Origin of the sequence: Halomonas sp. NO4 (assembly GCF_010994375.1) — a bacterium.
Lineage (GTDB): Bacteria > Pseudomonadota > Gammaproteobacteria > Pseudomonadales > Halomonadaceae > Halomonas.
In genome coordinates this window covers 210,708-236,726 of record NZ_WHMA01000003.1, presented here as the reverse complement: position 1 = coordinate 236,726, position 26,019 = coordinate 210,708, and the positions used below count along the sequence as shown (strand labels likewise).

Sequence of the window (26,019 nt, the reverse complement as noted above, 5' to 3'; positions counted from 1 at the left end):
CAATCTCAGGCGGTAAGCGCTTCGGAGAGGCGATTCAGTCGACCGCGCACCGACCCGTCGATGACGGTGTCGCCGGCGCGCAGGATGACGCCCCCGAGAAGCGAGGAGTCCACCTGAGTGGTAATGGAGATTTCGCGGTTCAGGCGCTTCTTGAGCGCGCCGGCGAGCTTCTGCTGCTGCTTGTCGTCGAGCGCATAGGCTGAGACGACGGTGACGTCGATGCGCTGGTCATGCTCGGCGCGCAGGCGTTCGAACTGCTCGGCGATGGCGGGCAGCGCGGCGAGTCGCCCCTTGCCGCCCAGAGCCTCGAGAAAGCGCTGCGCGGCCTCGTCGAGCTTGACCTCGGCCAGCTCGACCACCAGGCCAGTCTTGCGCTCGGCAGCGACGCTCGGGCTCGACAGCAGCTTCTGGACATCGCGGACGGCGACGACCTGGCCCAGCTTGCCCAGCCACTCGGACCACGTCTCCAGCGCCTTGTGATCGCGCGCGTACTCGAACGCCGCCTTGGCGTAGGGCCGTGCGACGGTAGACAGTTCCGCCATGGATCACCTCCTCACAGTTCGGCAGCAAGCTTGTCGAGCAGCTTGCGATGCGCCTTCTCGTCGACGGAGGCTTCCAGGACGCGCTCGGCACCGGTCACCGCGAGGTGCGACACCTGGGCACGCAGCTCGTCCTTGGCACGTTGGATTTCCTGATCGATCTCGGCACGTGCGCTGGCCACCAGGCGCTGGCCCTCGGCGCGCGCCTGCTCGCGGGCTTCCTCGACGATCTGGGAAGAGCGCTTGTTGGCCTGCTCGAGGATCGAAGCCGCCTGCTCCTTGCTCTCGCGCAGCGTCTCGGCCGCCTGTTCCTGGGCGAGCTCGAGGTCACGTGACGCCCGGCTGGCCGCGTCGAGACCATCAGCGATCTTCTTCTGGCGCTCATGGAGCGCCGTGCTGATCGGCGGCCACACGTACTTGATACAGAACCAGACAAAGATCGCGAAGGCGAGCGTCTGTCCGATTAGCGTCATGTTGATATTCACGGGAATGTACCTCTGACAGGTTCGTGGCGACCGGAAACGAGAAACCGAGCGCCTCAGCGCTCGGCAGTGACGTTAACCGGCGACAACGAAGATCAGATACATCGCGATACCCACACCGATCATCGGGACGGCGTCGAGCAGGCCGGCCATGATGAAGGTCTTGGTCTGCAGCTGGTCACCCAGCTCGGGCTGACGCGCGGTGGACTCGAGCAGCTTGCCACCCAGGATGGAGAAGCCGATGCCGGTAGCCAGAGCGCCGAGACCGATGATGATAGCGGCAGCAATGTAGACCATTTCCATGATGATACTCCTGACGTTGAGTTGAGGTTCAGCGGGTTAGGGGTTAAGGGGATGGTAAGCGTTGCTCGGGTCAGTGATGCTCGTGAGCGGCGCTCAGGTACACGATGGACAGCACCGTGAAGATGAAGGCCTGCAGCGTGACCACCAGAATGTGGAAGATCGCCCAGGGCACGTCCAGCACCCAGATGGCCCAGAACGGCAGCAGGGCGATCAGGATGAAGATCACTTCACCGGCGAACATGTTGCCGAAAAGACGCAGGCCGAGACCCAGCGGCTTGACCAGCAGGCCGATGACTTCGAGCACCAGGTTGAAGGGGATCAGCGCCCAGTGGTTGAACGGGGTCAGCGAGAGCTCCTTGGCGAAGCCGCCGGCGCCCTTGACCTTGATGCTGTAGTAGATGATCAGCAGAAACACCCCCAGCGCCATGCCCAGGGTGGCATTGGGATCGGTGGTGGGCACGATCTTCATGTACTCGACGCCAAGGCGGGCGAACAGCTGCGGGAAATAGTCCACCGGAATGATCTTGAGCGTGTTCATGAACAGGATCCACACGAACAGCGTCAGCGCCAGCGGGGCGATGATGGGGTTTCTGCCATGGAAGGTGGATCGCAGCAGGTTCTCGATGAACTCGACGACCATCTCCACGCCGTTCTGCAGCCCGCCGGGCACCCCGGTGGTGGCCAGGCGACCCGCCTTGCGGAACAGCCAGATGAACAGCACGCCCATGGCGATGGACCAGCCCATGGTGTCGAGGTGCAGAGCCCAGAACCCCATTTCCCGCGCCTCGGCGGCGGAGTGGGCGAGCGACCAGCCGTTCTCGGGGTGGTAACCGAACGTCAGGTTCTGGAGATGGTGCTGGATGTAATACGCTGCCGTGTTTTCGCTACCTGCTGCCATGCCGTGGTTACCTCGATTCAGGGAGCCGGACTTCCACGTGCCAGCCAGGGGGCCAGCCAGTGCGTGAAGAGTACCGCCACATATGCGACAAAGAAGAAAATCGGGTTTGAGGGGGGCGCGGTCACGAACACCAGGGCGAACAGCGCCACCGTCAAACCGAACTTTCCCGCCTCGGCGCGGTAGAAATTCGCGACGAAGCGTCTTGCCTGCTTGCCACCGCGCACCGAGCCCATACGCCAGACGAAATACAGTGAAGGAATCAGGCACGTCAGGCCGCCGAGCAGCGCCGACTCAGCGCCAGTGCGGCCGGCTAGCGCCGCGCCGAGCCCGACCATCAGCAGCGCACTTGCCACCTGGGCCAGCAGCAGGCGGGTGGCATCCAGTCGCCGTCGCCTCGTGGCAGCAGTTCTGTGCATGCGCATCCTGTCGGACGGTGTGCCGCGGCTCAGCCGAGGTGCGTGGCCCCGGAACACTGCTCGTGCCCCTCAGGCAAACAACGGCGGATTATAGGGAAGCCCCCCCGGGGCTTCAACCAAACCCGGCCCGATTTGGCCACGAATGGCGCTCCATGCGACCAAAGGTGCAGAGATTGTCGACAGACGGCTCAACGGATGTGCTCGAGGATGCCGTCCAGCTCGTCGAGACTCGCATAGCGGATGGTCACCCGCCCCTTGCCGCTGCGTCCATGCTGGATCTTCACCGGGGCGCCGAGCAGCTCGCCGAGGCGGGTCTCCAGGCGCGACACGTCGGGGCTGGGCGGAGGGGTCGCGGCGCGCTTCGGTTCGCCGTCGAGGAGCCGCTTGACCAGCGCCTCGGTGTCGCGAACGGTGAGGTCGCGATTGACCACCTCGTGGGCGGCGTGCCGCTGCTTGGCCTCGGAGAGCGCGAGCAGAGCGCGGGCATGCCCCATGTCCAGGTCGCCGCGCTCGAGCAGCGTCTGCACCTCCGGGTCGAGTGCCAGCAGGCGCAGCAGGTTGGCGACCTGGGCACGCGACTTGCCCACGGCATCGGCGACCTGCTGCTGGGTCAGCTCGAACTCGTCAAGCAGGCGCTTGAGCGCCATGGCCTCCTCGACGGGGCTCAGGTTCTCGCGCTGGATGTTCTCGATCAGCGCCAGGGCCAGGGCCACCTCGTCGGTGACCTCGCGGATCACCGCCGGGATGGTGTTGAGCTCGGCGAGTTGGGCGGCACGCCAGCGGCGCTCGCCGGCGATGATCTCGTAGCGCGCCTCGCCGGCCGGGCGCACCACGATGGGCTGCATGACCCCCTGGGCGCGAATCGAGTCGGCGAGCTCCTCGAGGGCCTCGGGCTGGATGTCGCGGCGCGGCTGGTAACGACCGCGGGTCAGCTGGCCCAGCGGCAGGCGCTCGAGGCGCTCCTCGGCCGCGGCGGCGGGCAGCGTTGCCGGGGCCTCCTCGGCAAGCGCGTCCTCCCCCTCGGGCAGGGCAAGGCTTTCGCGGCGGCGGGCACCGGCACCGATCAAGGCATCCAGGCCTCGGCCCAGGGGACGTTTTCGCGTCATCGACATTCCCTCATCACAGCGAAGGGGTAACGCCGCACTCGCCGCTACAGCGACAGGCGGCGGATCAGCTCCTTGGCCAGCACCCGATGGGCCTGGCTCCCGCGCGAGAAACGCGCGTACTTGGTCACCGGCAGGCCGTGACTCGGCGCCTCGGCGACCCGCACGTTGCGCGGGATGGTGGTCTTCAGCAGCGCCTCGCCGAAATAGTCACGCAGCTGCTTGCTGACGTCCCGGGTCAGACTGTTGCGCGAGTCGAACATGGTGCGCAGGATGCCGTCGATGGCCAGCGCCGGGTTCACGCTGTCCTTGATCTGCTCGACGGTATCGAGCAGCGCCGAGAGCCCCTCCAGGGCGTAGAACTCGCACTGCAGCGGGATCAGCACCCCATCGGCGGCGGTCAGGGCGTTGACGGTGAGCATGTTCAGCGACGGCGGACAGTCGATCAGCACCACGTCGTACTCGCCGGCCACCGTGGCCAGGGCGTCACTCAGGCAGCGCTCGCGCCCCTCGGGCCGGTCGAGCAGTTCGACCTCGGCGGCGGTGAGGTCACCATTGCCGGGCAGCAGGGCGTAGCCGGCGGCGGGACAGTCGAGCATCACCTCGGGGGCGCCCTTCTCGGCGAGCAGCAGGTCGAGCACGCTGCCGTCCAGCGCATGCTTGTCGACACCGCTGCCCATGGTGGCATGCCCCTGGGGATCGAGGTCGACGAGCAGCACACGGCGGTCCAGGGCGGCGAGGCTCGCCGCCAGGTTGACGGCGGTGGTGGTCTTGCCCACGCCCCCTTTCTGGTTGGTTAGCGCGATGATTCGAGTCACGGGCGACATCCTTGCGTCTGGCGGCGCGCTCACCGGCGGCCGGAGTGGTCGATTCGCTCCACGATCAGCAGCTGACGGCCGCCCGTCGTGAACGGCACCGTCAGCGCCTGACGGTCCCGCAGGGCCACCCCCGCGGGCAGGTCGGCAAGTTCCTCGTCGGCCGCCGGCCCCTTCATCGCCAGCCAGCGCCCATCCGGCGCCACCAGCGAGTCGGTCAGCCGGATGAAGTCACCGAGGCTCGCGAACGCCCGGGAGATCACCTGTGGATAACCGCCGACGGGGGGCTCGAACGTCTCCACCCGCGCCTGCACCGGCGTCACGTTACCAAGCCCCAGTTCCATCACGGCCTGGCGCTGGAAGCGCACCTTCTTGCCGTTGCTGTCGAGCAGGGTCACTGGCCGCTCGGGCTCGAGGATGGCGAGCACCAGGCCCGGCAGACCGGGGCCAGCGCCCACGTCGAGCAGCGCCTCGGCGGTGACGAAAGGCGCCACGGCCGCGCTGTCGAGCAGGTGCTTGGCCACCATCTCGTCGGGTGAACGTATCGCGGTGAGGTTATAGGCGCGATTCCACTTGTGCAACAGCGCCAGCAGAGCCAGCAGCCGCTCGCGCTGGCGGCCGTCGACGACGATGCCCAGCCGGTGAAGTCCCTCGTCGAGACGCTCGCGATGCGTTGCGCTTGGCGCCTCGCTCATGCGCTGGCCACCCGACTGTCATCGAGCAGTCGCCGCTTCTTGAGGTGAATCAATAGGATGGAGACTGCCGCCGGGGTCACCCCGGCGATCCGCGCCGCTTGGGCGAGGGTCTCGGGGCGCGCCTCGCCGAGCTTTTGGCGGATCTCGTGGGAGAGCCCCTCGACCTGATCGTAATCGAGATCGGCCGGCAGGGGCGTCGCCTCGTGACGCTTGAGCTTGTCGATCTCGTCCTGCTGGCGGTCGATGTAGCCCTGGTACTTGACCTGGATCTGCACCTGCTCGGCCACGGTCTCGTCGGCAACGGGCTCGCCGACCAGGCCGGCCACATCGGCGTAGCCGAGCTCCGGGCGCTTGAGGAGATCCAGCAACCGGTACTCACGGGACAGCGCCTTGCCGGTCTTGGCCGCAACGGTGTCGGCCGCTGCGCTGCCGGGCTGCACCCAGGTCGCCTCGAGCCGCGCGTTCTCGCGCTCGATCGCCTCGCGCTTGGTGCTGAACGCGGCCCAGCGGGTGTCGTCGACCAGGCCCAGTTCGCGTCCGGTCTCGGTGAGGCGCAGGTCGGCGTTGTCCTCGCGCAGCAGCAGGCGGTACTCGGCGCGCGAGGTGAACATGCGGTAGGGCTCCTTGGTGCCCAGGGTGATCAGGTCATCCACCAGCACGCCCAGGTAGGCCTCGTCGCGGCGCGGCCACCAGGCCTCGCGCCCCCGGGCGCGCCGTGCGGCGTTGAGACCGGCCAGCAGCCCCTGGGCGCCGGCTTCCTCGTAGCCGGTGGTACCGTTGATCTGCCCGGCGAAGAACAGGTTGTGGATGAATTTCGTTTCCAGGGAGTGCTTCAGATCGCGGGGGTCGAAGAAGTCGTACTCGATGGCGTAGCCGGGCCGGGTGATATGGGCGTGCTCCAGGCCCGGGATCGAGCGCACCACCTGGAGCTGCACGTCGAAGGGCAGCGAGGTGGAGATGCCGTTGGGGTAGAGCTCGTGGGTGTCGAGCCCCTCCGGCTCGATGAACACCTGATGGCTCGCCTTGTCGGCGAAGCGGTGCACCTTGTCCTCGATCGACGGGCAGTAGCGCGGCCCCACCCCCTCGATCACCCCGGAGTACATCGGCGATCGGTCGAGGTTGGCGTGGATGATCTCGTGGGTGCGCGCGTTGGTGTGGGCGATGTGGCAGCTCACCTGGCGCGGATGCATGTCGCGCGTGCCCAGGTAGGACATCATCGGTGTGGGGGTATCGCCCGGCTGTGCCTCGAGGGCCGCGAAATCCACGCTCCTGGCATCGAGGCGTGGCGGCGTGCCGGTCTTCAGGCGATCGACCCGGAAGGGCAGCGCCCGCAGGCGTTCGGCCAGGCGGTTGGAAGGCGGATCGCCGGCGCGGCCGCCGCGGCTGTTGTCGAGCCCGATGTGGATCACCCCGCCGAGGAAGGTGCCGGTGCACAGCACCACCGTCTCGGCGAGAAAGCGCAGGCCGGTCTCGGTGACCACGCCGCGCACGGTGTCGTTGTCCACCACCAGATCCCCGGCGGCCTGCTGGAAGAGCGTCAGGTTGGGCTGGTTTTCCAGCAGGCCGCGGATGGCCGCCTTGTAGCGAACACGATCGGCTTGGGCGCGGGTGGCACGCACCGCGGGGCCCTTGCGGGCATTGAGCACGCGGAACTGGATGCCGCCCCGGTCGGTGGCTAGGCCCATGGCGCCGCCCAGCGCATCGATCTCCTTGACCAGATGACTCTTGCCGATGCCGCCGATGGCCGGGTTGCAGGACATCTGGCCCAGGGTCTCGATGTTGTGGGTCAGCAGCAGGGTCCGACAGCCCATGCGGGCAGCGGCCAGGGCGGCTTCGGTTCCCGCGTGGCCGCCGCCGATGACGATGACGTCGAAGCGGTCGGGATAATCCAAGGTGCACCTCGTTGGCGCGTTCGCGCCTGTCTTGCAATCAGGGGATGACAATCGGCCCGCCAGTATAAACCTCCTGTGGGTAAGCGTCAGGGGTTTTCCACACCGTCTCGGGCTCCTTCCCATCTTCTGGACTTAATCAATAACAATACAGATTGATTAAAGAGAAGTTCTGTTGTGGTTGTAATTACTGGTGTGGACATTTTCTGTGCATAACCCTATTTATATGTTTGGCATCAATGTCCTGCGGTGTTGACTCAATACGGGACAGAGCGCGGACGTCCTGCGCGTGGACGGTGTGCAAGCTGTGGATGAAAGGGGGAGTGGTCCACAGCCCGAGGCGCCCACCGCTTTTCCACCGTCAGGTACCGGCGTTGTCACCGTGGCTGTGAACAATGGGCGGATCCGTCGCCAGCCCTGCCGTGACGCGCGTTGGGGCGGTTGACGGAAAAAAGTTGTCCACAGGCGAAAAAAAGCCCTGTCGCGGACGACAGGGCTCGAGTGAGGCGCCAGTTCGCGGTGGCTGTCAGTGCTTGAGCACGCGGGAGAGGAAGTGGCGGGTGGGCTCGTTCTGCGGTGAATCGAAGATCTGCTCGGGGGGGCCCTGTTCGGCGATCTCGCCCTGATGGATGTAGATGACGCGATCGGCCACCTCGCGGGCAAAGCCCATCTCGTGGGTGACGATCAACATGGTCATGCCCTCGCGGGCCAGCTCGCGCATGGCATCCAGCACCTCGCCGATCATCTCCGGGTCGAGCGCCGAGGTGGGCTCGTCGAAGAGCATCAGGCGCGGCTCCATGGCCAGGGCGCGGGCCAGGGCCACGCGCTGTTGCTGGCCGCCTGAGAGCTGGCTGGGGTACTTGTGGGCCTGGTCGGCGATGTCCACGCGCTCCAGGAGGCGCTCGGCCGTCTCGGTGGCATCCGCCCGGCTCCAGCCGCGCACCTTCATCGGCGCCAGGGTCACGTTGTCGAGCACGCTCAGGTGCGGAAACAGGTTGAACTGCTGGAACACCATGCCGACTTCGGTGCGGATCTTCTGGAGCGCCTTGCCGGCCTTGCCGTGGGGCACCAGGTCGTTGCCGTCGACCTGGATATGCCCGCTCTGAAACTCCTCGAGGCCATTGATGCAGCGGATCAGGGTCGACTTGCCCGAGCCGCTGGCACCGATGATGACCACCACCTCGCCGGACGACACTTCGAGGTCGATGTCCTTGAGGACGTGCAGGCTGCCGAAGTGCTTGTTGACCTTGTCCAGGTGCACGATGGGATCGGCAGCGGAGGGGGACGTGTCGTGATTCATGTCGCGCGTTCCTTATTGTCCGACCAGGCCCTTGCGCTCCAGCTGGCGCAGCGCAAACGACAGGCTGAGGGTGATCGCCAGGTAGAGCAGGGCGACCATCAGATAGACCTCCAGGGCGGTGAAGGTGGTGGCGATGTAGACCTGGCCCTGGCGGACCAGCTCACCGACGCCGATCACCGAGAACAGAGAAGTGTCCTTGATGCTGATGATGCCCTGGTTGCCGAGCGGCGGAATCATGCGACGGAAGGCCTGGGGCCAGATGATGTAGCGGAAGGTCTGACGGCGCGACAGCCCCAGCGACAGCCCGGCCTCGCGCTGGCCGCGCTCGATGGACTGCACGCCGCCGCGCACGATCTCCGAAATGTAGGCGCCGGAGTTGACGGCGATGGCGGCGATACCCGCTACCAGGGCATTGATGGGGCCGCCGAGCAGCTGGGGCAGGCCGTAGAAGATGAACAGCACCTGCACCAGTACCGGGGTGCCGCGGAAAATCTCGATGTAGGCCACGGCGGGCAACCGCAGCCAGCGCAGGGGGCTGATGCTCAGCAGGCCGAAGAGGATGCCGATGAGAAAGCCGATGGCCAGGCCACCGAAGGAGATCAGCAGGGTGTAGGGGATCCCCGGCAAGAGATGGGGAATGGAGGCGAAGGCCGCCTGCCAGTCGAATTGGAAGGTGACGTCCACAAGGGTTCTCCCGTCAAGAGGCGTCGTGGAAGGGGCGGAGTGGCGGGGACGCGAGGACTCAACGCAGCGGGGTCGGGTCCTTAGACCCGACCCCGCGATCAGGCGGAGGCGCCGTTACTCGTCGCTGCTGCTACCGAACCACTTGGCGTGGAGTTCGTCGTAGGTGCCGTCTTCCTTCATGGCGGCGAGTGCCTCGTTGACGGGCTCAACCCACTCGCTACCGTCGGCCAGGGCGATGCCGTACTGCTGGCCCTCGTAGAGCGGACCGACCACCTTGACGCGACCCTCGCCGCGGGTCTGGGAGAAGTAGCCGACGTTGGGCGCGTCGTAGAAGACCGCATCGACGCTGCCGCCGAGCAGCGCCATGTACATGTCGCTGGACCCCGGATAGGGGGTGATGTCGGCCTCGTCGCCGAGGTTCTCTTCCAGGAAGTCGTAGCTGGTGGAACCGACCTTGGTGCCGATCTTCAGGCCCTCGAGGTCGTCGAGCTCCTCGACGTCGTCGTTGTCGGCGCGGATCAGGATCTTGAGACCGCTGTCGTAATAGGGGTCCGAGAAGTCGACGATCTCCTCGCGCTCCTCGGTGATGGTGATGCCGGCGATGGCGATGTCGACGTTGCCGGTCTGCACGGCGGGGATGATGCCGTTGAAGTCCATGGTCTGGAGGTTGTATTCGAAGCCGGCCCGCTCGGCCACTTCGGCGAGGATATCCATGTCGAAACCGATCATTTCGCCGGTTTCCGTATCCATCATCTCGAAAGGGACGAAACTGGGGTCGGTGACGACCTCAAGGACGTGATTGTCGGCGCTGGCCAGGCCGGAAAGGCCGAGGCCGACGGCGGCGGTGGAGGCAATGGCGGCGGATTTCAGATGACGTTTCATGCGTTTCCCCGTGGAAAGATTTATTGTGGAGTACGCCATAAACCATGGCGAGTTCCCGGGGAAGCGTCAAGTCAGGGCAAAGTGGCCGGCAGACGCCCGGCCAACGCTGGCCGTTTAGACCATGAAGGAGGCGCCGCAGCCGCAGGTGGTGGTCGCGTTGGGGTTCTGGACCAGGAAACGGGTGCCCGCCAGGCCCTCCTCGAAGTCCACGGTGGAGCCCACCAGGTACTGGTAGGAGAGGGGGTCGACGACCATGGCGACGTCGTCGAATTCGATCAGGGCGTCCTCTTCACCGACTTCCTCGGCAAAGTCGAAGCCGTACTGGAAACCCGAGCAGCCGCCGCCGGTCACGTAGACGCGCAGCTTGAGCGCGGGGTTGCCCTCCTCCTGGATCAGCGCGCGCAGCCGCGCTTGGGCGGCATCGGACAGCATCAGGGGGGTGGGCACGAAAGATTCTGCGCCGCTCATGGGCGAACTCCTCTGTGCCGGATGGATGGCTAATCGTGGATTATCCCCATTCCCGAGCAGCAGGGTCAACTATTTGGCGGCGCGAGCGCAGGGTCAGGGCATCAGCGCCGGGGCGGCGAGCCCGGCCCGCTCGTCGCAGCCGAACATCAGATTGAGGTTGTGGATCGCCTGGCCCGAGGCGCCCTTGACCAGGTTGTCGATCACCGCGAGCACCACCACGGTGTCGCCATCGCCGGGGCGATGCACGGCGAGACGGCACAGATTGGCGCCCTTGACGCTGCGCGTTTCCGGGTGGCTGCCCGGGGGCATGACATCGACGAAGGGCTCGGTGGCAAAACGCGATTCGAACAGCGCCTGGAGGTCACCGGCCTGCGTGGTCAGCCGGCCGTAGAGAGTGGCGTGGATGCCGCGAATCATGGGCGTGAGGTGGGGCACGAAGGTGAGCCCCACTAGGCCGCCGGCGGCATCGCCCAGCCCCTGGCGGATCTCCGGTAGATGGCGGTGACCGGAGGCACCGTAGGCCTTCATCGACTCGCTGGCCTCGGCGAGCAGCGAGGGCACCTTGGCGCCGCGACCCGCGCCGGTGACGCCGGACTTGCAGTCGGCAATGATGTGGCCGGCATCGATCAGCCCCGCCTCCAGCAGCGGCAGCAGGCCCAGCTGCACCGCGGTGGGGTAGCAGCCGGGCACGGCGATCAGCCGCGCCTGGCGGATACGCTCGCGATTGACCTCGGGCAGACCGTAGACGGCCTGGTCGAGCAGCGCGGGCGCGCCGTGGGGCTGGCCGTACCACTGGGCCCACTCCTCGGCGTCACGCAGGCGGAAATCCGCCGAGAGGTCGATCACCCGAGTGCCGCGCTCGAGCAGTTCGCCGGCCAGGGCGTGGGCCACGCCGTGGGGCGTGGCGAAGAAGACGGCATCGCAGGCGCCCAGCCGGTCGGGGTCGGGCTCGCTGAAGGCCAGGTCGTCGTAGTGGCCGCGCAGGTTGGGGTAGAGTTCGCAGACGCCCACCCCCGCTTCCGAGCGCGAGGTGATCGCCTCGACTTCGACTTCGGGGTGCTGGGCCAGCAGCCTGAGCAGTTCGACGCCGGTGTAACCGGTGCCGCCGACGATTCCGACCTTGATCACGATGCACTCCTCATCAGGTGGCCAGGGAGAGGGGGCCGGGGCGACGCACTGGGCTCGCCCCGTCGGGATATGATACACAAGTGACAGGGCCGCGACCCAGTCGGCCCGGCCACGGATCGTACAGGGAACCCGCCGTGCCGCGTATCCCGCGCTTCTCCGCCAGTTTGAGCCTGGAGCGGTTTCGTCGCCAGCTCGCCAACGTCGACGCCTTGCCGCAGCTCTGCGTGCTCGGCGTGGTCTCCGGCCTGGTGACCGGCGCCCTGATGGTGGTGTTCCGTAGCCTGCTTGCCCTGGGCGGTTGGCTGCTGTTTCCTGGCAACGATCCGGAGGCCTTCGAGGCGCTCTCGGCGCCGCTGCGCACGCTCATGCCGTTGGCGGCGGTGCTGCTCATCGGGCTGTGGATGTGGCGCATGCCGCCGGCCGGCCGGCAGATCGGTGTGCTGCATGTCATCGACCGCCTGACTTACCAGCAGGGACGCTTCCCGCTGCGCAACTGGTTCACCCAGTGGTGGGTGGGGCTGGTGTCGGTGATCGGTGGTCTCTCGGCGGGCCGCGAGGGGCCGGCGATTCACCTCGGCGCGGCCGCGTGCAGCGGCCTGGGTCAGCGCCTGCGCCTGCCTCATAACAGCCTGCGCGTGCTGGTGGCTTGCGGCACCGCCGCGGCGATCTCGGCCTCGTTCAATACGCCCATCGCCGGGGTCATCTTCGCCATGGAAGTGGTGATGATGGAGTACACCATCGTCGGTTTCATGCCGGTGATCCTCGCCTCCAGCATGGGCGCGGTGGTGGCGCAGCTGGTCTACGGCCCCGACCCGGCCATCGGCATCCCCGACCTGCACCTCAAGTCGCTGCTCGATCTGCCCTGGATCGTGGTCAGCGCTCTGGTCATCGGGCTGCTGGCGGGGCTCTTCGTGCGCGTCTCGCGGCTGGTTCGGCGGGTGGAGCACGTGCCCCTGGCACTGCGTTTCGCCGTCGCCGGCGGCGCCGTGGCGGCGGTGGCTTGGTGGTATCCCCAGGTGCAGGGCATGGGCTACGACACCCTGCAGGCGACCCTCTCCGGTTCGGTGGCGGTGGACGTGCTGCTCGCCGTAGCCATCGGGAAGCTCTTGCTCACTGCCGGCACGGTGGCGTGCGGCATCCCGGTGAGCATCATTGGCCCTATCCTGGTGATCGGCGGGGCGGCCGGAGCCCTCTGCGGCCTGGCAGGCCAGGCGCTGCTGCCGCTGGAGGCCTCGGAGCCGGCGCTCTATGCCATGCTGGGAATGGCGGCGATGATGGGTGCGGTGCTGCAGGCGCCGCTGGCGGCGCTGATGGCGCTGCTCGAGCTCACCCACAACCCCTCCATCATCATGCCCGGGATGCTGGCCGTCGTGGTGGCCGGGCTCACGGCTCGCCAGCTGTGCCGCTGCGATGGCTTCTTCATCGGTGCGACGCGCCACGGTCTGCATCCGCTGCAGCAGCCACTGATGCAGGCGCTGTCGCGCGTCTCGGTGCCGGCGGTGATGGAGCGCAACCTGGTGCGCACCCCGCGCATGGTCACGCCCGACCAGGCGCGGGCGCTGCTCGAGCGCGGGCCGGTGTGGATCCTCATCATCCGCTCCTCCGATGACAAGCCCACCCTGGCCCTCAAGGCCGCCGACCTGGCCCGGGCGCTGATGGAAGCGTCCGCTACCGACACGCCAGCGACGCAGGGCGAGCTGATCGATCTGCTGGAAATCCCCGGCCAGCGCCTGGAAATGGCGCCGATCCACCTGCAGGCGACGCTCTCGGAGGCGTTCGAGCGGCTCAACAACCAGGCCGTTGACGCCCTCTACGTCGAGCATGGCCACCGGCCGAGGCAGAAGCGGATTTCCGGTATCATCACCCGCGGTGCCATCGAGCGCTATTACCGGTTCACTGTCGAGCGCTCCAGTGAATAGTACACCTGAGATTGGCTCGCCATTAACTGGTGCGCGAGACAAATTAGCCTTCCCGTCGAGGAGCCGACATGTACCTGTGGATCAAGGCCCTGCATCTGGCCGCCGTGGTGACCTGGTTCGCCGCCCTGTTCTACCTGCCGCGTCTCTACGTCTACCACGCCCTGGCCCGGGACAGGGGCGAGACCCAGGCCATCGACTATTTCCGGGTGATGGAACGCAAGCTCTATCGCGGCATCATGACGCCGTCGATGATCGCGGTGGTGGTGCTCGGCGGCGTGCTGCTGGCGCTATCGCCGGCTTGGTTCAGCCAGGGCTGGCTGCATGTCAAGCTGTTGCTGGTGGTGGCGCTCATCGGCTATCACCATCTGTGCGGGCGCTTTCTCAAGCAGTTCGCTGAGGCGCAATGCCGCCGCTCCCACATCTTCTTCCGGGTGTTCAACGAGCTGCCGGTGATCGCCCTGCTGGCGATCCTCTTGCTGGCCGTGCTCAAGCCGTTCTGAGGAAGCCGCCATGCCATCGTCCCGAACGCTCCCCGTGGTGCTGGTGCTCGCCGGTCACGACCCGACCGGTGGCGCCGGCCTCATCGCCGACCGGGAAGCCGTGGCCGCCTGCGGCGGCTGGGCGGTGACGATCCCCACGGCACTGACGGTGCAGAGCTGTCGCGATGTGCGCCGAGTGACGCCGGTCGAGGCAGAGTCGATGATCGAGATGGCGGAGGCGCTCGACGAGTTCGCTATCGGCGCCATCAAAGTGGGCCTGCTGGCCAGTGAAGCGACCCTGAAGGCGGCCGTGGCCGTCGTGGCGCGCTTTCCCGGCGTGCCGCTGGTGGTCGATCCGGTGCTCAAGGCGGGTGGAGGAAAAGAGTTATCCACAATCGGTCTTCTCGAAGCCTTCCGCTCCCGGCTGCTGCCTCGTGTGGATATCTTGACGCCCAATCGGCTGGAGCTGGCGCGCCTGGCCGAGACGGCTGAAGATGACGCCGCGCGCGTGCAGGCGGTGCAGGCGTACGGCTGCCGAGCCGTGCTGGTTACCGGGACCGATACGCCGGCAACTGAAGTGCCGCCGGACACGGTGGAGCAGGTGCTGTTCACTGCGGAGGGAGAGCAGCGCTGGCGCTGGCCGCGCTTGCCGCACGGGTACCACGGCTCGGGTTGCACCCTGGCCGCGGGGCTGGCGGCGCGGTTGGCGGCCGGCGATGGTTTGACGCAGGCCTGCGAGCGGGCCCAGGCGCAGGCCTGGCAGGCCCTGGCCCGTGGCTGGCAACCCGGTACGGCGCAGTGGTTGCCGCAGCGGGTCAGGCCTCAGGGGGGGCTCCGTTTCCCTTGACCGGCGGCAAGGTGGCGCGGCCTTCCCCCGGCCCGGGGCTGGCCAGGCGTTGCCGGGATGCCCAGAATGGTCGGACCGACGATGGGATGTCCGACGATCACCGTTTTTTCACCACGCATGCAGAAGTTATCCAGACAATTATCCACAGCTATCAACCAGCAACCGCAATGAGGCTGCCATGACCACATCCGCACAGCTCTTCGAACAGGCCTGCCGACACATTCCCGGCGGCGTCAACTCGCCGGTGCGTGCCTTCAAGGGGCTCCATCGCCCGCCGGTCTTCATGGAGCGCGCCCAGGGAGCCTACCTCTATGACGTCGAGGGCAAGCGCTACGTCGACTACGTCGGTTCCTGGGGGCCGATGATCACCGGCCATGCCGACCCCGACGTGCTGGGCGCGGTGCGCGAGCGGCTCGACAACGGCCTCTCCTTCGGTACGCCCACGGCCATCGAGACCACCATGGCGGACCTCATCTGCGAGATGATTCCCACCATCGAGATGGTGCGCATGGTCAACTCCGGCACCGAGGCGACCATGTCGGCCATCCGCCTGGCGCGGGGCTTCACGGGACGCGACAAGATCGTCAAGTTCGAGGGCAACTACCACGGCCATACCGATTCGCTGCTGGTCAAGGCGGGCTCCGGGGCGCTCACCCACGGCGAGCCGAGCTCGCCGGGCATCCCGGCGTCGCTGGCCGAGCACACCGTCACGCTCTCCTACAACGATGCCGATGCGGTGGAGGCGTGCTTTGAGGAGATCGGCAGCGAGATCGCCTGCATCATCGTCGAGCCGGTGGCGGGCAACATGAACTGTATCCCGCCGGTGCCGGGTTTCCTCGAGACGCTCCGGCGGGTGTGCAACGAGCACGGCAGCGTGCTGATCTTCGACGAGGTGATGACCGGATTTCGTGTCGCCATGGGCGGCGCCCAGGCCCAATACGGGGTGCTGCCCGACCTGACCTGTCTGGGCAAGATCGTCGGTGGCGGCATGCCGGTGGGAGCCTTCGGCGGCAAGCGCGAGATCATGGAGCACATCTCGCCGCTGGGCCCCGTCTACCAGGCGGGTACGCTCTCCGGCAATCCGCTGGCCATGGCGGCGGGCATTGCGCTGCTGACCAAGCTGCGCGAGCCCGGCTTCCACGATGCCTTGACTCAGCGCGTCGACACCCTCTGCCAGGGCCTCCAGGAGCGCGCCGAGGCCGCCGGTGTGGCCATGATCACCCAGCGCGCTGGGGGCATGTTCGGGCTTTTCTTCACCGGGCAGAGCCGCGTGGAGAACTTCGCCCAGGCCACTGCCTGCGACGCCGACGCCTTCCGCCGCTTCTTCTCGGCGATGCTCGACGAAGGCGTCTATTTGGCACCCTCGGCCTTCGAGGCCGGCTTCATGTCCAGCGCACACATGCCGGAGGACATCCAGAAGACGCTGGATGCCTCGGAGAAGGCGTTCGCCGCTCTGAGCTGAACCTTTCCTGTTGCATGGCCAGAAACGCCAGAAGCCGGGCGACGTAGCGTGATTGTAACTGTCTGAAGCGGTCGCTCGGCGATTTTTCCCCCACCTGTTTCATCGGCGGGACAACGGATGAGATCGTTAACATCTTGTCTTGCCCGTGCCTCTTGGTATTCTTAATAAGCCTGCTAAATAAAGTGTTTCGTTTGTGATAGACCCTAGGGTTGAAATCGCCGGCAGATAGCTCGGTCAGCGAGGAGACCAACTCTACAGCTCCCGTTAACTCAATGAATTACCGGTCAGTAACGTGGTTCATCCGTTTCTGGCATGCATTGTGCTGAATGTAAATCGACAGTAAGTCAGCGTAACCATAGTGAAAGGCAGAGTAAGAGGGAACGTCCCCCCACTAGGGTTCAAGTGATCGTCAAGCTGACTTGCGTCGTCGGGAAAACGATACATGCATGTAGAAATGGAGAGTGACCATGAACAAGTACGTCCTAGCGGGAACATCTGCACTCGCATTGGTAATGGCGATTTCTACGGCACACGCCAACCCCATCAACAAGTTCAACTTCGGCGATGACCAGAAGAACTCAGTTTATTCTGAAGCCGTCGCTATTGGCGGCAAGAGCGGCAGTGCTGACGGTGGCAATGGCGGTTGGGGTGGCCATGGCACCAGCGCAGCGTCTTCTGAAGCCGAGAATGAAGTCGACGACTTCAAGGACGGCAGTAACAGCAATGGCCAGGCTGCCGATAGTGCGGCTACCGCAGGGACCGGAACCGGCGGTGCCGGTGGTGCCGGCGGGGCCGGTGGAACCTCTGGCCGTGGTGGTGACGCCAGTGCCTGGAGCGAGTCCTTCAACACCGTGACGGAAGTCATTGCCTATCAGGATCTCAAGTCCAAGGTTTCCGGGGCAAGGATCTACATCAAGGCGGGTGATGGCGACGATGGCGCTCGCGGTGGTCACGGCGGTGATGCTGCGGCCGTTCCTGTAGCTGTGGGCGTCGGCGGTGATGGCGGCAAGGGCAAAGGCGGTGATGGCGGCAAGGGCTATGCCAAGGCCGGCGACGGTGACGACGGCGGTGACGGCGTAGGCTTGGGCCTGGGTCTCGGACTGAGTGACGCTGACGGTGATGGCGGCGATGCCGACTCCCAGAACGATGACGGCTACGCTGGCAGCTACTCCGACAGCGGCAAGGCCTACGCCAAGGCCGACGACTTCAAGAATGATGACGACAACACCAACACCAATGCAGCCAGCAGCGGTGCCTCCACCAGCGGCGACGCTACATCCAACCAGACCTCTACGGGTGGTACGGGCGGTGCCGGTTCCGGAACGTCAACGGCTTCTGGTACCGGTTCCGGTACGGGCACCGGCGGTGCCGGTGGTAACGGCGGTGCTGCCACAGCGGCCGGTGGTAATGGCGGCAACGGTAACGGCGGCGGTGGCGGCGGTGGTACTGCCACCAATGGCGATACCCTTGCCCAAGCAGGCAACGGTGGCAACGGCGGTAACGGTGGTGCCGGTGGCAATGCCACCCTGGCCACCGGGGCGGCCACCATGGCGGCAGGCGCCGGTACCTTCGGCGGCATTGCCAACATGAACCTGTCCACCGGTATCTACAACTCCCAGCTGGCAGCGACCAACGTGGCCGCTCATAGCAACGTGAATATCGGCAACTGATCGTCGTTCAAGGCGACGAGCCGGAGGCGGGTCGATGCAGAGCATCGGCTCGCCTTCGGTCGATACCGAAGGGTGTTCACGTAACTCCAGGGAGTCAACGTCATGAACTGTGTTTTGAAGATCCGTTGGACGCGATATTTACCGATTGCTATCGGTCTGGGGAGTTTCCTGTGCGTATCGGGGATTAGCCTGGCAGATGAGACGGCGTCTGAACCCGAGGGTTTTGCGACGCTTCAGGAAGTGGATGGTGGTGAGTTGGAGCAACTGCGCGGTCGTGAGGGGTTCAAGGATCTCGTGTCGGTCCAGAGTATCCAGAACATGGAAGCGGCCGTCAGCGATGCCTCTTTCACCGCGGGCACCATCATCACAGGCGGTGTCAATGTCGAAGCTGGGGCAATGGATGGCTTCTCGGGTATTGGTAATTTCAACTTCCTGACAGGCAACGGCAATGCCGTGAATACCGGCGTGTCGATCAGCATCTACGCACCAGTGAATAATCCCTGACCGGGAGAAGCACTATGAAATGGACTGCGTTGGTGATGGCTGCTGCGTGGCCGCTGGTTGCCCTGCCCGCTATCGCCGGCCCCGTCACGGTGGCCGGCGGTTTCGGCTCTTTCAACGTCGAGGCACGTAGCATCAACGAGATGCGTTGGGATCAAGTGGTACCGCAGCAGTATGACTACAGCTGTGGCGCAGCCGCTGTGGCAACGCTTCTGACCTATCATTACGGTCGTGAAACGACGGAGGCGGAAGTCTTCGAATATATGATCTCTGTCGGTGATCGAGAACAGATTGAAAACCATGGTTTTTCGATGCTCGACATGAAGAACTATCTGGACAGCCAAGGCCTCGATTCCGATGGCTTCAAGGTTGATCTGGATGACTATCTCAAAATTGGTGCACCTTCCATCACATTGATCAACACCGGAGGGTATAAGCACTTCGTTGTCATCAAGGGAATGGATGAAGGCCGAGTGCTGATCGGCGATCCGGCAGTTGGTAGTGTCGTCGTACCCAAGGAGCACTTCGAAACCCTCTGGCAGGGTACGGTGCTAGGCGCCAGGGCTGATATGGCCGTTGCCAAGCAAAACTTCAACCATGAGCGAGACTGGGCCATTCGCCCAAGCGCTCCAATCGGTCAGGGGCGACGGCGGACCGACATCGGTACGGCGATGTTGTTGATGCCGGGTCCCAATGAATTGGGGAAATGAATTGGCGAACTGGCAGGAGGAGTATGATGAACGGCTATCGGCGTTTGGTAGGAACCATGCTGAGTCTAGCCATGGTGTCAGGAATGACCGCGGGGGCACAGGCTGCGGGTTTCCTTGATGAACTGGATGAGCGAACTCATCATCAGGATCTCGGAACGGCCACTTACGCAAGGGGGTTTGCCAGCCCTGTTCTGAAAGTCATCGATAGCACTGACATGGCCGAGTTGAGAGGCGGTTTCTCGATCAATGGTCTGGATCTTGATTTTGGAGCCCAGGTTCGATCCATGATCGATGACGTAATGCAGCAGACACAAATCGAGTTCAGGAATACAGGCCCCCATGTCATTTCACAGACACTGTTCGATCCTACCGGAAAGGCTCATAACGTTAATCCTTCAAGCAATAATGTCGCGAATGTAAGTCCGAATGGCATCTCATTACCGGGGATGAGCGACTTTTCCGGCATGGCACTGAACGACACGAAAGGCTTCACAGCGGTTCTACACCGCATCACCAATCAGGCCATTATCGGTGGTGTCGTGAGCAATGCAAATAACAGGAAGATCAGCAACCAGATCGATATCAACGTCTCTGTCAAAAATATGGAGGCGTTGCGCAGTTTGAGTGCACATACCCGCGTCATCAATTCGTTGTTACGTTGATAGCGAATTCGGCGTTGTGACTGACGCCCCGCATGGAGTTCCATGCGGGGCGTATTCTATGTACCAGGTAATGTCATCAGTAGGCATTGATGCCGAAAGGCACTCTCAAAGTCAATACGGTATCCGGGGCATCCTCTGAAACTCCCAGTTCCAACCCCAGGTTCATGGACGTCACCGGGCTGAGCTGATAGGACCAGCCCAATAGTAAAGAAGCCACATTGAGCGAGCGTGAGCCGAGCCTAGGGTTGTTTCCATCGCTGCTGACGAATTCGGTTTCCGTCTCTTCAATGAAATCGTTCTTGAAACCCAGCGTGAAGGAACTGCGCTCATTGATGGCATAGGCCATGCCGAAGCTGAGGCGAATGGCATCGCCGGGATCGACTTCCCCGACCCTCACGTCGTCACGTATCTGCTCATTGACATTTTCCTCAATATTGTAGAGGTAGCCTAGGTTGGCAAAGTAGACCACAGGATCGGATGGGAAGAGCATGGTTATGCTGGGCTCGATGGAATGAAAACCGGAACCCGTAGCCAGTTCCAACTCGTTCCCTTCATTATCGCGACGGATATCAAAGGGTCCTTCCCCGGTCGTTGATTTATAGCGAAGATTGCCGACGAAATAGGGCCAGCCATTTTGGGCACTATTCATTTGGTAGTGTGCCGCGATCTCGATATCACCTAGACCATTTTCAGACAGACTTCTAGTGGTGTCAGTGTTTGTTTCTTGCACTGTTGCAAATAATGTATCATCACGATAGACATAGGGAACTTTAAATTCGAGCTCCAGCCGGTCGGTGACGCCGAGACGTCCTGTCAGGGCTGTAGTCCAGGTATCACGGTCAGCGTCTTCGGCTTCGAATATGCCGATCAGCAAGGTGCTGAGTATCTCGACGCCCCGAAAGGTCAACCTGTTGGTGCTGGAGTGGGAGTACTGCAACGACGGTTCTATCACCAGCTGACCTCGAGGGGTCAGCACACCGCCAATATCCGAGATAGCCTGGACTTCGGGTTGCTCCTGCTGTCGTTGAGGTGCCTGACCCACAGGTGCCTCTCGTGCCAGCGCGGGATCGCTGCCAGAATTTTCCTGTGCATTTGCAAGACTGGCAAATGTCAGGCATAAAGATACAATTGGCAAAGGGAGGAAATGTCGAATCTGTTTCATGACGGTATTCCCTTGAATGTATGGTATTGATTGAAATTTACCTGTCTCTGTTGATATGATTGTTTATTGTAATCACCCCCCATTAAGTTTGTCAGGACGGTTTTGAATTTGGTTGGAGGTGTTGCCGTTTGTAGGAGGGCGTGTCTTTTTTTCGATTTATACAGTGTTTATCAAGTAGCCGATAAAGAGTCACTCGTGATATGCCAAGCTGTCTGGCTGCACAAGACACATTGTAGTTGCATCGAATTAAAGTTGTCTCTATAGTATGCTTTTCCGCACGCTTGCGGATCTTGTCGATATTCAAGGGTTCGTGTTTGCTTTCGTTCGGATAGGGTAGTGCCAAGTCTTCTGGGCGTATTGTTTCAGATTTACACAATATCATCGCTCGTCGCAAACGGTTGATTAGCTCTCGTATATTGCCTGGCCAGTGATAGTTGCGCATGCATTCCATGGCTTCTTCACTGATTCCAACAAAGTTTTCTGCCTGTTCGTTCATATGACGATCTAGTATGCTATTGGCAAGTGTCGGCAAATCCTCGAGACGTTCACGTAAAGAGGGGACTTTCAAGTGCAGCACGTTGATTCTATAGTAAAGGTCATCTCTGAATGTTTTATTAGCAACCGCTTCTTCCAGGTTAATATGAGTAGCAGTGATCACGCGTACATCAACGTATATATCTTCGTTACCACCTAGGCGTTGCACGGTATTGCTTTCCAGAAATCGGAGTAAGCAAACTTGCATATCGACTGGCAAGTCGCCAATTTCATCTAGGAAAAGCGTTCCTCGGCAAGTGGATTCGATGTATCCGATATGGCGCTTCCAAGCCCCAGTGAATGAACCTTTTTCATAACCAAAGAACACAGATTGCATGAGTTCATGTGGTATTGCACCGCAGTTTACCGCCGTAAAAGGGCCATTCCTGCGTGTTGAGTAATGGTGTATGGCACGAGCTGCCACCTCTTTTCCAGTACCAGTTTCGCCAGTAATGAGTACGGGAGTGTTGACCATGGCGACCTTGTAGATGGAATTGGTTAGCCTATGAATTTCCGGATTAGCACTTTCTACAGGCTGCCCCTTGACTAACATTCTTGGATGTGAATTTAACTGAAGTCTGTTATATTTTTCCCATAAAATGTGCCCAATGATGTACGTAATATCTTTTGTATCGATAGGGATAAAGATGTGTGTATAACAGTTATCAGTGATGACTTTAGTTATCGGTGCTGCTTCCCCATGATCCTCATTTGTTATTGCTATTAGCGTGGCATATTCCAGATCCTCTAAACTATTTAATATTTTAATAAAGATGTTCTCATTCAAGCCAGTCTCGATGAGAACTATGTCATAATCTTTATTCTTTTTTAGACCGTGTCTGTATATCGATATTTCTACCACATCAAGGAAGATATTTTCTTTGCACTGTCGCAGTTGGTCGGCAACACTATCTCTAATCCTGTCGGATTGGTAGACCAGTAATACATGTCCGCTCGGTATCATTACTTGGCCCCATCGACTGATTCAGGCATTGTTTGATTTAAAATAAAAATACAAAACATGCGATACATGCTGCTTGCATCATTGATGCGTCTTGCCTATTTATAACATTAGGTTGCATAGTGATGTTCTGTAAAGTTTTGTTTTATCAATAAAAAGTATGTGTTTTGCGCTAATAACCTTACATCAGCGTGCCCAGTATTGTTGGGTGATAAGCATCATAAAATATGACTGCTTCTGTTCATTTTCATGGTTTATAAACTTAGGATCATGAGGAATGTTTAGCACGTAACTTGTGCCATCGGTTGTCGTTAACAAGTTATTAGATTTGCTGCGCGAATTATATGGTCATTTATTTTTTGCTCTGGTGTCTAGTTTTGTTTGATGCTTTCATATCGCTGCCATTTCACGATTGATACGATGTTTTTCCATCAGTCGATACAGAGTGACTCTTGAGACTCCTAAATCCCGAGCCGCATTTTGTATATTGTAACGGTTTCGCCCCAGTGCCGAAATGAGGGCTTCATATTCAGCTTGGTCGCGTGCCTGTTCCAGCGTTGTAATATGACGTGAGGTATGTCGGCGCTCCAAACCGAGATCTGCAGGTCCGATCAGTCTGGTCTCGCACATTACCAAGGCACGCCTTACTCGGTTTATCAGTTCTCTTATATTTCCGGGCCAGCTATAACACTGCATCAGTCGTAATGCTTCTTGACTGAATCCTTTTACTTGGATGGATTTTTCATTGGCAAATTTGTCGAAGAAAAACCGTGCCAGTACTTCGATATCTTCTTGGCGATCTCGAAGAGCTGGTAGGTGAATCTGGAGTACGTTAAGTCGATGATACAGGTCCTCGCGGAAGCGTCCTTCCAGGACGGCTTTGTCCAAGTCGACATGTGTTGCCGCCAGTATCCGAACATCGACGGTAATTTCTTTGGTGCTGCCAACCCTTTGGATATGATGGTCCTCAAGAAAGCGTAGCAGGTTAACCTGCATGTCCAGTGGTAGATCACCTATCTCGTCGAGGAACAGAGTGCCACCCTCAGCTGCCTCGATACGCCCGATCTTGCGATGGCTGGCCCCGGTGAAGGCGCCCTTCTCGTGGCCAAAGAGTTCCGACTGTATGAGGTTGGTGGGCAGTGCACCGCAGTTGACTGCAACGAAGGGTCCATCGCACCGCTCGGAACGCTCGTGGATGGCATGGGCTGCCAACTCCTTGCCGGTTCCGGACTCACCGTTTATGAACACCGGCGCATCAACGGCTGCCACACGCCGGATGGTATCGAAAAGCTGTTTCATGCTCGGGGTGGTCCCCACCATTTCGTATTCGTCCGAATGCAGCTTTTCTTCCTGGCTTACTCTGTCCTGAAGTCGTGTCATGCGAGCGGCATGCTTGAGCAGGCAGGCCAGTTGATCCGCATTTCCCGGCAATGGGTAATAGGCGTAGAAGAATCGGCGCAGCAAGTGGTGGATATGACTATCTTCCAGCAGATCAGCTTTTAGTATGGCAACCCAGTTGATAGGTGCCATGGTGAGACACTTTTCAGTCTCACGTTCTGCATGCGTGGCACCGCCATTGATGAGGACAAGACCCACATCATACTTTGCCATCTCGATTTTCTTGATACTGTCAGAAAAAGTATTGCTGGTATCTACATTCCACCCCTGTTCTTTCAGTGTCTCAAGTATCAATGGATGACTTTTTTCCAGGTTTCCTACTGATAATAGCTGGTATTTTTCATCCATTTCCTGTCTCTCTCCATGATTTACTATCTAGGAATATCTGTAACGACTTGTCGCGAGCAGGATTATTCGTGAATCTTTTAGTGCTTTTCCGTAGTTTTTTCTTGTCTAGTTGTTGGCGGAGCGATTCCCATCAGGTTGTGTCGTGCCCAGTTCATTGCCTGAATGCGGTTGTGCACGTTTATCTTCCTGAAAATATTGTAAAGGTGGGATTTTATCGTATGTTCGCTGATGAAGAGCTGGTTGGCGATGTCGGCATTGGACGCCCCGGAACCCAGTAAGCCAATGATTTCCAGTTCTCGATGGGTGAGACCGCAGACCGGGCGATAGGCATTGCGCTGCTGTTTACGGTAGAAGTCGATCATCTGTGTCATCAAGCTGCGCGACATCCACAGATCCCCTTCCAGCATCTTGGCAATGCCCTTGCATATCATGGGGAGATCGTTGCTGCGATAGAATATGCCTTCCAGGTGCATCATGGCGAGTATGTCGGCTGCATGACTCTCGTCACGGACGTTGAAGGCTGCCATGGCGATGCGACCGTCGTCGGCGATCTTGGCCTGCCACGTTCGCATGGCATCCATGGTAAGATGGTCGACATCCAAGAGCAGTACGCAACGCTGGTACTGGCAATCCGAGAGCTTTTCGTCGGGTGGTATGATCGTCACCGGACATTCGAGTTGGTCGTGGATGTAGTCGATGAATACCTGTGACTGTGGATTACTGTCAGTCACGAGGAGTACCAGAGCATTTCCGTGGGCCATGATGACGCCTCTCCCCTGCATGACACTTTTTTCTCAAGCCTTGCGTCGGCTCCCTGACTTACCTAGTACAGTGTTGTCGCGGTGTATCTGTTTGTAAAGATAAATTGATTTATGCTATTTGAGATAATAGCGATATTGGCTGCCAGAAAGATTCTGTACCGCCGAAGTGGCGGTGATTCAGCAGCATAGAGGATCCCGTGTTTTTTAGCGGTTTATTTGTTAGACCAAAGTACTACTCTGGATAGCCTTTTTTGTGATGCCTTGTATATCGTTTCAGTAGAACGGATGACATTCTCGCTCATCGCCTTGCACAGGCTGGTGGTGAGCGCCGATGATTCGCGCATCGATCGATGCTGGCTGTCGGCAAGGAGTGGTGATGAATGCAGGAAATCGGCTGGTGCTAGCCAGCGCGAACTCAGGAAAATTGCGTGAATTCAATCAATTGTTGGTGCCGCTGGGTGTCAGGGTCCAGCCTCAAGCGGATTTCGGCGTAGGCGATGTCGAGGAGACGGGGCTGACCTTCGTGGAAAATGCCCTGCTCAAGGCGCGCGAGGCGAGCCGGGTCAGCGGCCTGCCCGCCCTTGCGGACGACTCGGGCCTGGAAGTGGATGCCTTGAACGGCCAGCCGGGCATCTACTCGGCACGCTATGCTGGCGAACCCCGCAGTGATGCGCGCAACAATGCGAAGCTCCTGGAAGCCCTGGCGGCGGTACCGGTGGCCGCGCGTCGTGCACGATACTGGTGTGTGCTGGTCCTTCTGCGGCATGCCGAGGACCCGGTGCCGCTGATCGTGCAGCGCAGCTGGAAAGGGGAGATTTCGAGCGAGCCCCGAGGCGATGGCGGCTTTGGCTACGATCCGCTGTTCTGGTTGCCGGACCAAGGCAAGACCGCGGCCCAGCTCGCGGCGGAAGAGAAGAACCGCCTGAGCCACCGCGGGCGGGCGCTCCAGGCGCTGTTGGCGGCCATGCAGGAAACAGCGAGGCTTTCATGACATTCCTCGACC

At 61.3% G+C, this 26,019-nt stretch carries 27 protein-coding genes; 9 read left to right on the top strand and 18 right to left on the bottom strand.

The genetic code is table 11. From position 1 onward, the window contains the following. Positions 1-5: 5 nt before the first annotated feature. The 14 genes from FEF15_RS04250 to argC all read right to left on the bottom strand — a co-directional run bounded on the left by FEF15_RS04250 (position 6) and on the right by argC (position 11,602). Complete coding sequence (locus FEF15_RS04250; RefSeq protein WP_163557903.1) at positions 6-542, bottom strand: F0F1 ATP synthase subunit delta; 537 nt, start codon at positions 540-542, stop codon at positions 6-8. An 11-nt stretch (positions 543-553) separates the two neighbouring features. Then, a complete protein-coding gene (locus FEF15_RS04245; RefSeq protein ID WP_163557902.1) occupies positions 554-1,024 on the bottom strand; it encodes a F0F1 ATP synthase subunit B in 471 nt (156 codons plus the stop codon). A 72-nt stretch (positions 1,025-1,096) separates the two neighbouring features. Beyond that, on the bottom strand, positions 1,097-1,324 hold the full coding sequence (gene atpE, locus FEF15_RS04240) for a F0F1 ATP synthase subunit C (RefSeq protein WP_163557901.1): 228 nt from the start codon (positions 1,322-1,324) through the stop codon (positions 1,097-1,099). 70 nt (positions 1,325-1,394) lie between these two features. Next, on the bottom strand, positions 1,395-2,222 hold the full coding sequence (gene atpB, locus FEF15_RS04235) for a F0F1 ATP synthase subunit A (RefSeq protein WP_163557900.1): 828 nt from the start codon (positions 2,220-2,222) through the stop codon (positions 1,395-1,397). A gap of 17 nt (positions 2,223-2,239) precedes the next feature. Then, positions 2,240-2,638 carry an ATP synthase subunit I gene (locus FEF15_RS04230; RefSeq protein ID WP_163557899.1) on the bottom strand — a complete coding sequence of 133 codons (399 nt, stop codon included), beginning with the start codon at positions 2,636-2,638 and terminating at the stop codon, positions 2,240-2,242. A gap of 188 nt (positions 2,639-2,826) precedes the next feature. After that, positions 2,827-3,744: a ParB/RepB/Spo0J family partition protein gene (locus FEF15_RS04225; protein WP_163557898.1), complete on the bottom strand. Its 918-nt coding sequence runs from the start codon at positions 3,742-3,744 to the stop codon at positions 2,827-2,829. A gap of 44 nt (positions 3,745-3,788) precedes the next feature. After that, a complete protein-coding gene (locus FEF15_RS04220) occupies positions 3,789-4,559 on the bottom strand; it encodes a ParA family protein (RefSeq protein WP_163557897.1) in 771 nt (256 codons plus the stop codon). Positions 4,560-4,588: 29 nt separating this feature from the next. Then, positions 4,589-5,251, bottom strand: coding sequence for a 16S rRNA (guanine(527)-N(7))-methyltransferase RsmG (rsmG, locus tag FEF15_RS04215; protein WP_163557896.1), 663 nt, complete (start codon positions 5,249-5,251; stop codon positions 4,589-4,591). Continuing rightward, positions 5,248-7,143, bottom strand: a complete 1,896-nt coding sequence (gene mnmG / locus FEF15_RS04210) for a tRNA uridine-5-carboxymethylaminomethyl(34) synthesis enzyme MnmG (protein WP_163557895.1) — start codon at positions 7,141-7,143, stop codon at positions 5,248-5,250. Before mnmG ends, rsmG begins: the two co-directional genes overlap by 4 nt. 523 nt (positions 7,144-7,666) lie before the next feature. Next, positions 7,667-8,440 carry an amino acid ABC transporter ATP-binding protein gene (locus FEF15_RS04205; protein WP_163557894.1) on the bottom strand — a complete coding sequence of 258 codons (774 nt, stop codon included), beginning with the start codon at positions 8,438-8,440 and terminating at the stop codon, positions 7,667-7,669. Positions 8,441-8,452: 12 nt separating this feature from the next. After that, positions 8,453-9,124 (bottom strand): amino acid ABC transporter permease, encoded by a 672-nt coding sequence (locus tag FEF15_RS04200; RefSeq protein ID WP_163557893.1) that lies wholly within the window; start codon positions 9,122-9,124, stop codon positions 8,453-8,455. A gap of 114 nt (positions 9,125-9,238) precedes the next feature. Next, positions 9,239-10,006, bottom strand: a complete 768-nt coding sequence (locus tag FEF15_RS04195) for a transporter substrate-binding domain-containing protein (protein WP_163557892.1) — start codon at positions 10,004-10,006, stop codon at positions 9,239-9,241. Between the two features lie 114 nt (positions 10,007-10,120). Next, positions 10,121-10,474, bottom strand: a complete 354-nt coding sequence (gene erpA / locus FEF15_RS04190; protein ID WP_163557891.1) for an iron-sulfur cluster insertion protein ErpA — start codon at positions 10,472-10,474, stop codon at positions 10,121-10,123. A 93-nt stretch (positions 10,475-10,567) separates the two neighbouring features. After that, a complete protein-coding gene (argC, locus tag FEF15_RS04185; protein WP_163557890.1) occupies positions 10,568-11,602 on the bottom strand; it encodes an N-acetyl-gamma-glutamyl-phosphate reductase in 1,035 nt (344 codons plus the stop codon). 143 nt (positions 11,603-11,745) lie between these two features. On the opposite strand from argC, the gene FEF15_RS04180 reads away from it, so the two are divergent. From FEF15_RS04180 to FEF15_RS04145, 8 genes are all read left to right on the top strand, one after another. Next, positions 11,746-13,521 carry a chloride channel protein gene (locus tag FEF15_RS04180; protein ID WP_163557965.1) on the top strand — a complete coding sequence of 592 codons (1,776 nt, stop codon included), beginning with the start codon at positions 11,746-11,748 and terminating at the stop codon, positions 13,519-13,521. 68 nt (positions 13,522-13,589) lie between these two features. Then, positions 13,590-14,021 carry a protoporphyrinogen oxidase HemJ gene (gene hemJ / locus FEF15_RS04175; RefSeq protein ID WP_163557889.1) on the top strand — a complete coding sequence of 144 codons (432 nt, stop codon included), beginning with the start codon at positions 13,590-13,592 and terminating at the stop codon, positions 14,019-14,021. Between the two features lie 10 nt (positions 14,022-14,031). Then, positions 14,032-14,847: a hydroxymethylpyrimidine/phosphomethylpyrimidine kinase gene (locus FEF15_RS04170; protein WP_163557888.1), complete on the top strand. Its 816-nt coding sequence runs from the start codon at positions 14,032-14,034 to the stop codon at positions 14,845-14,847. A gap of 178 nt (positions 14,848-15,025) precedes the next feature. Continuing rightward, complete coding sequence (gene hemL / locus FEF15_RS04165) at positions 15,026-16,309, top strand: glutamate-1-semialdehyde 2,1-aminomutase (protein WP_163557887.1); 1,284 nt, start codon at positions 15,026-15,028, stop codon at positions 16,307-16,309. A 467-nt stretch (positions 16,310-16,776) separates the two neighbouring features. Continuing rightward, on the top strand, positions 16,777-17,979 hold the full coding sequence (locus FEF15_RS04160) for a hypothetical protein (protein WP_163557886.1): 1,203 nt from the start codon (positions 16,777-16,779) through the stop codon (positions 17,977-17,979). A gap of 102 nt (positions 17,980-18,081) precedes the next feature. Beyond that, a complete protein-coding gene (locus FEF15_RS04155; protein ID WP_163557885.1) occupies positions 18,082-18,483 on the top strand; it encodes a hypothetical protein in 402 nt (133 codons plus the stop codon). A 14-nt stretch (positions 18,484-18,497) separates the two neighbouring features. Then, on the top strand, positions 18,498-19,190 hold the full coding sequence (locus FEF15_RS04150; protein ID WP_163557884.1) for a C39 family peptidase: 693 nt from the start codon (positions 18,498-18,500) through the stop codon (positions 19,188-19,190). Positions 19,191-19,216: 26 nt separating this feature from the next. Further along, complete coding sequence (locus FEF15_RS04145) at positions 19,217-19,852, top strand: hypothetical protein (RefSeq protein ID WP_163557883.1); 636 nt, start codon at positions 19,217-19,219, stop codon at positions 19,850-19,852. A 76-nt stretch (positions 19,853-19,928) separates the two neighbouring features. Here FEF15_RS04145 and FEF15_RS04140 read toward each other — a convergent pair whose 3' ends face one another. The 4 genes from FEF15_RS04140 to FEF15_RS04125 all read right to left on the bottom strand — a co-directional run bounded on the left by FEF15_RS04140 (position 19,929) and on the right by FEF15_RS04125 (position 25,016). After that, positions 19,929-21,014: a transporter gene (locus FEF15_RS04140; RefSeq protein ID WP_205598470.1), complete on the bottom strand. Its 1,086-nt coding sequence runs from the start codon at positions 21,012-21,014 to the stop codon at positions 19,929-19,931. A gap of 91 nt (positions 21,015-21,105) precedes the next feature. Further along, complete coding sequence (locus FEF15_RS04135) at positions 21,106-22,335, bottom strand: sigma-54 dependent transcriptional regulator (RefSeq protein ID WP_163557882.1); 1,230 nt, start codon at positions 22,333-22,335, stop codon at positions 21,106-21,108. Between the two features lie 564 nt (positions 22,336-22,899). Beyond that, positions 22,900-24,255: a sigma-54 dependent transcriptional regulator gene (locus tag FEF15_RS04130; RefSeq protein WP_163557881.1), complete on the bottom strand. Its 1,356-nt coding sequence runs from the start codon at positions 24,253-24,255 to the stop codon at positions 22,900-22,902. 77 nt (positions 24,256-24,332) lie between these two features. Beyond that, entirely contained in the window at positions 24,333-25,016 is a 684-nt protein-coding gene (locus FEF15_RS04125; protein WP_163557880.1) for a LuxR C-terminal-related transcriptional regulator, read from the bottom strand. Positions 25,017-25,392: 376 nt separating this feature from the next. Between FEF15_RS04125 and FEF15_RS04120 the strand changes: the two genes are divergently transcribed. Continuing rightward, positions 25,393-26,007 (top strand): XTP/dITP diphosphatase, encoded by a 615-nt coding sequence (locus tag FEF15_RS04120; protein ID WP_163557964.1) that lies wholly within the window; start codon positions 25,393-25,395, stop codon positions 26,005-26,007. The last annotated feature ends 12 nt before the right edge of the window (positions 26,008-26,019 follow it).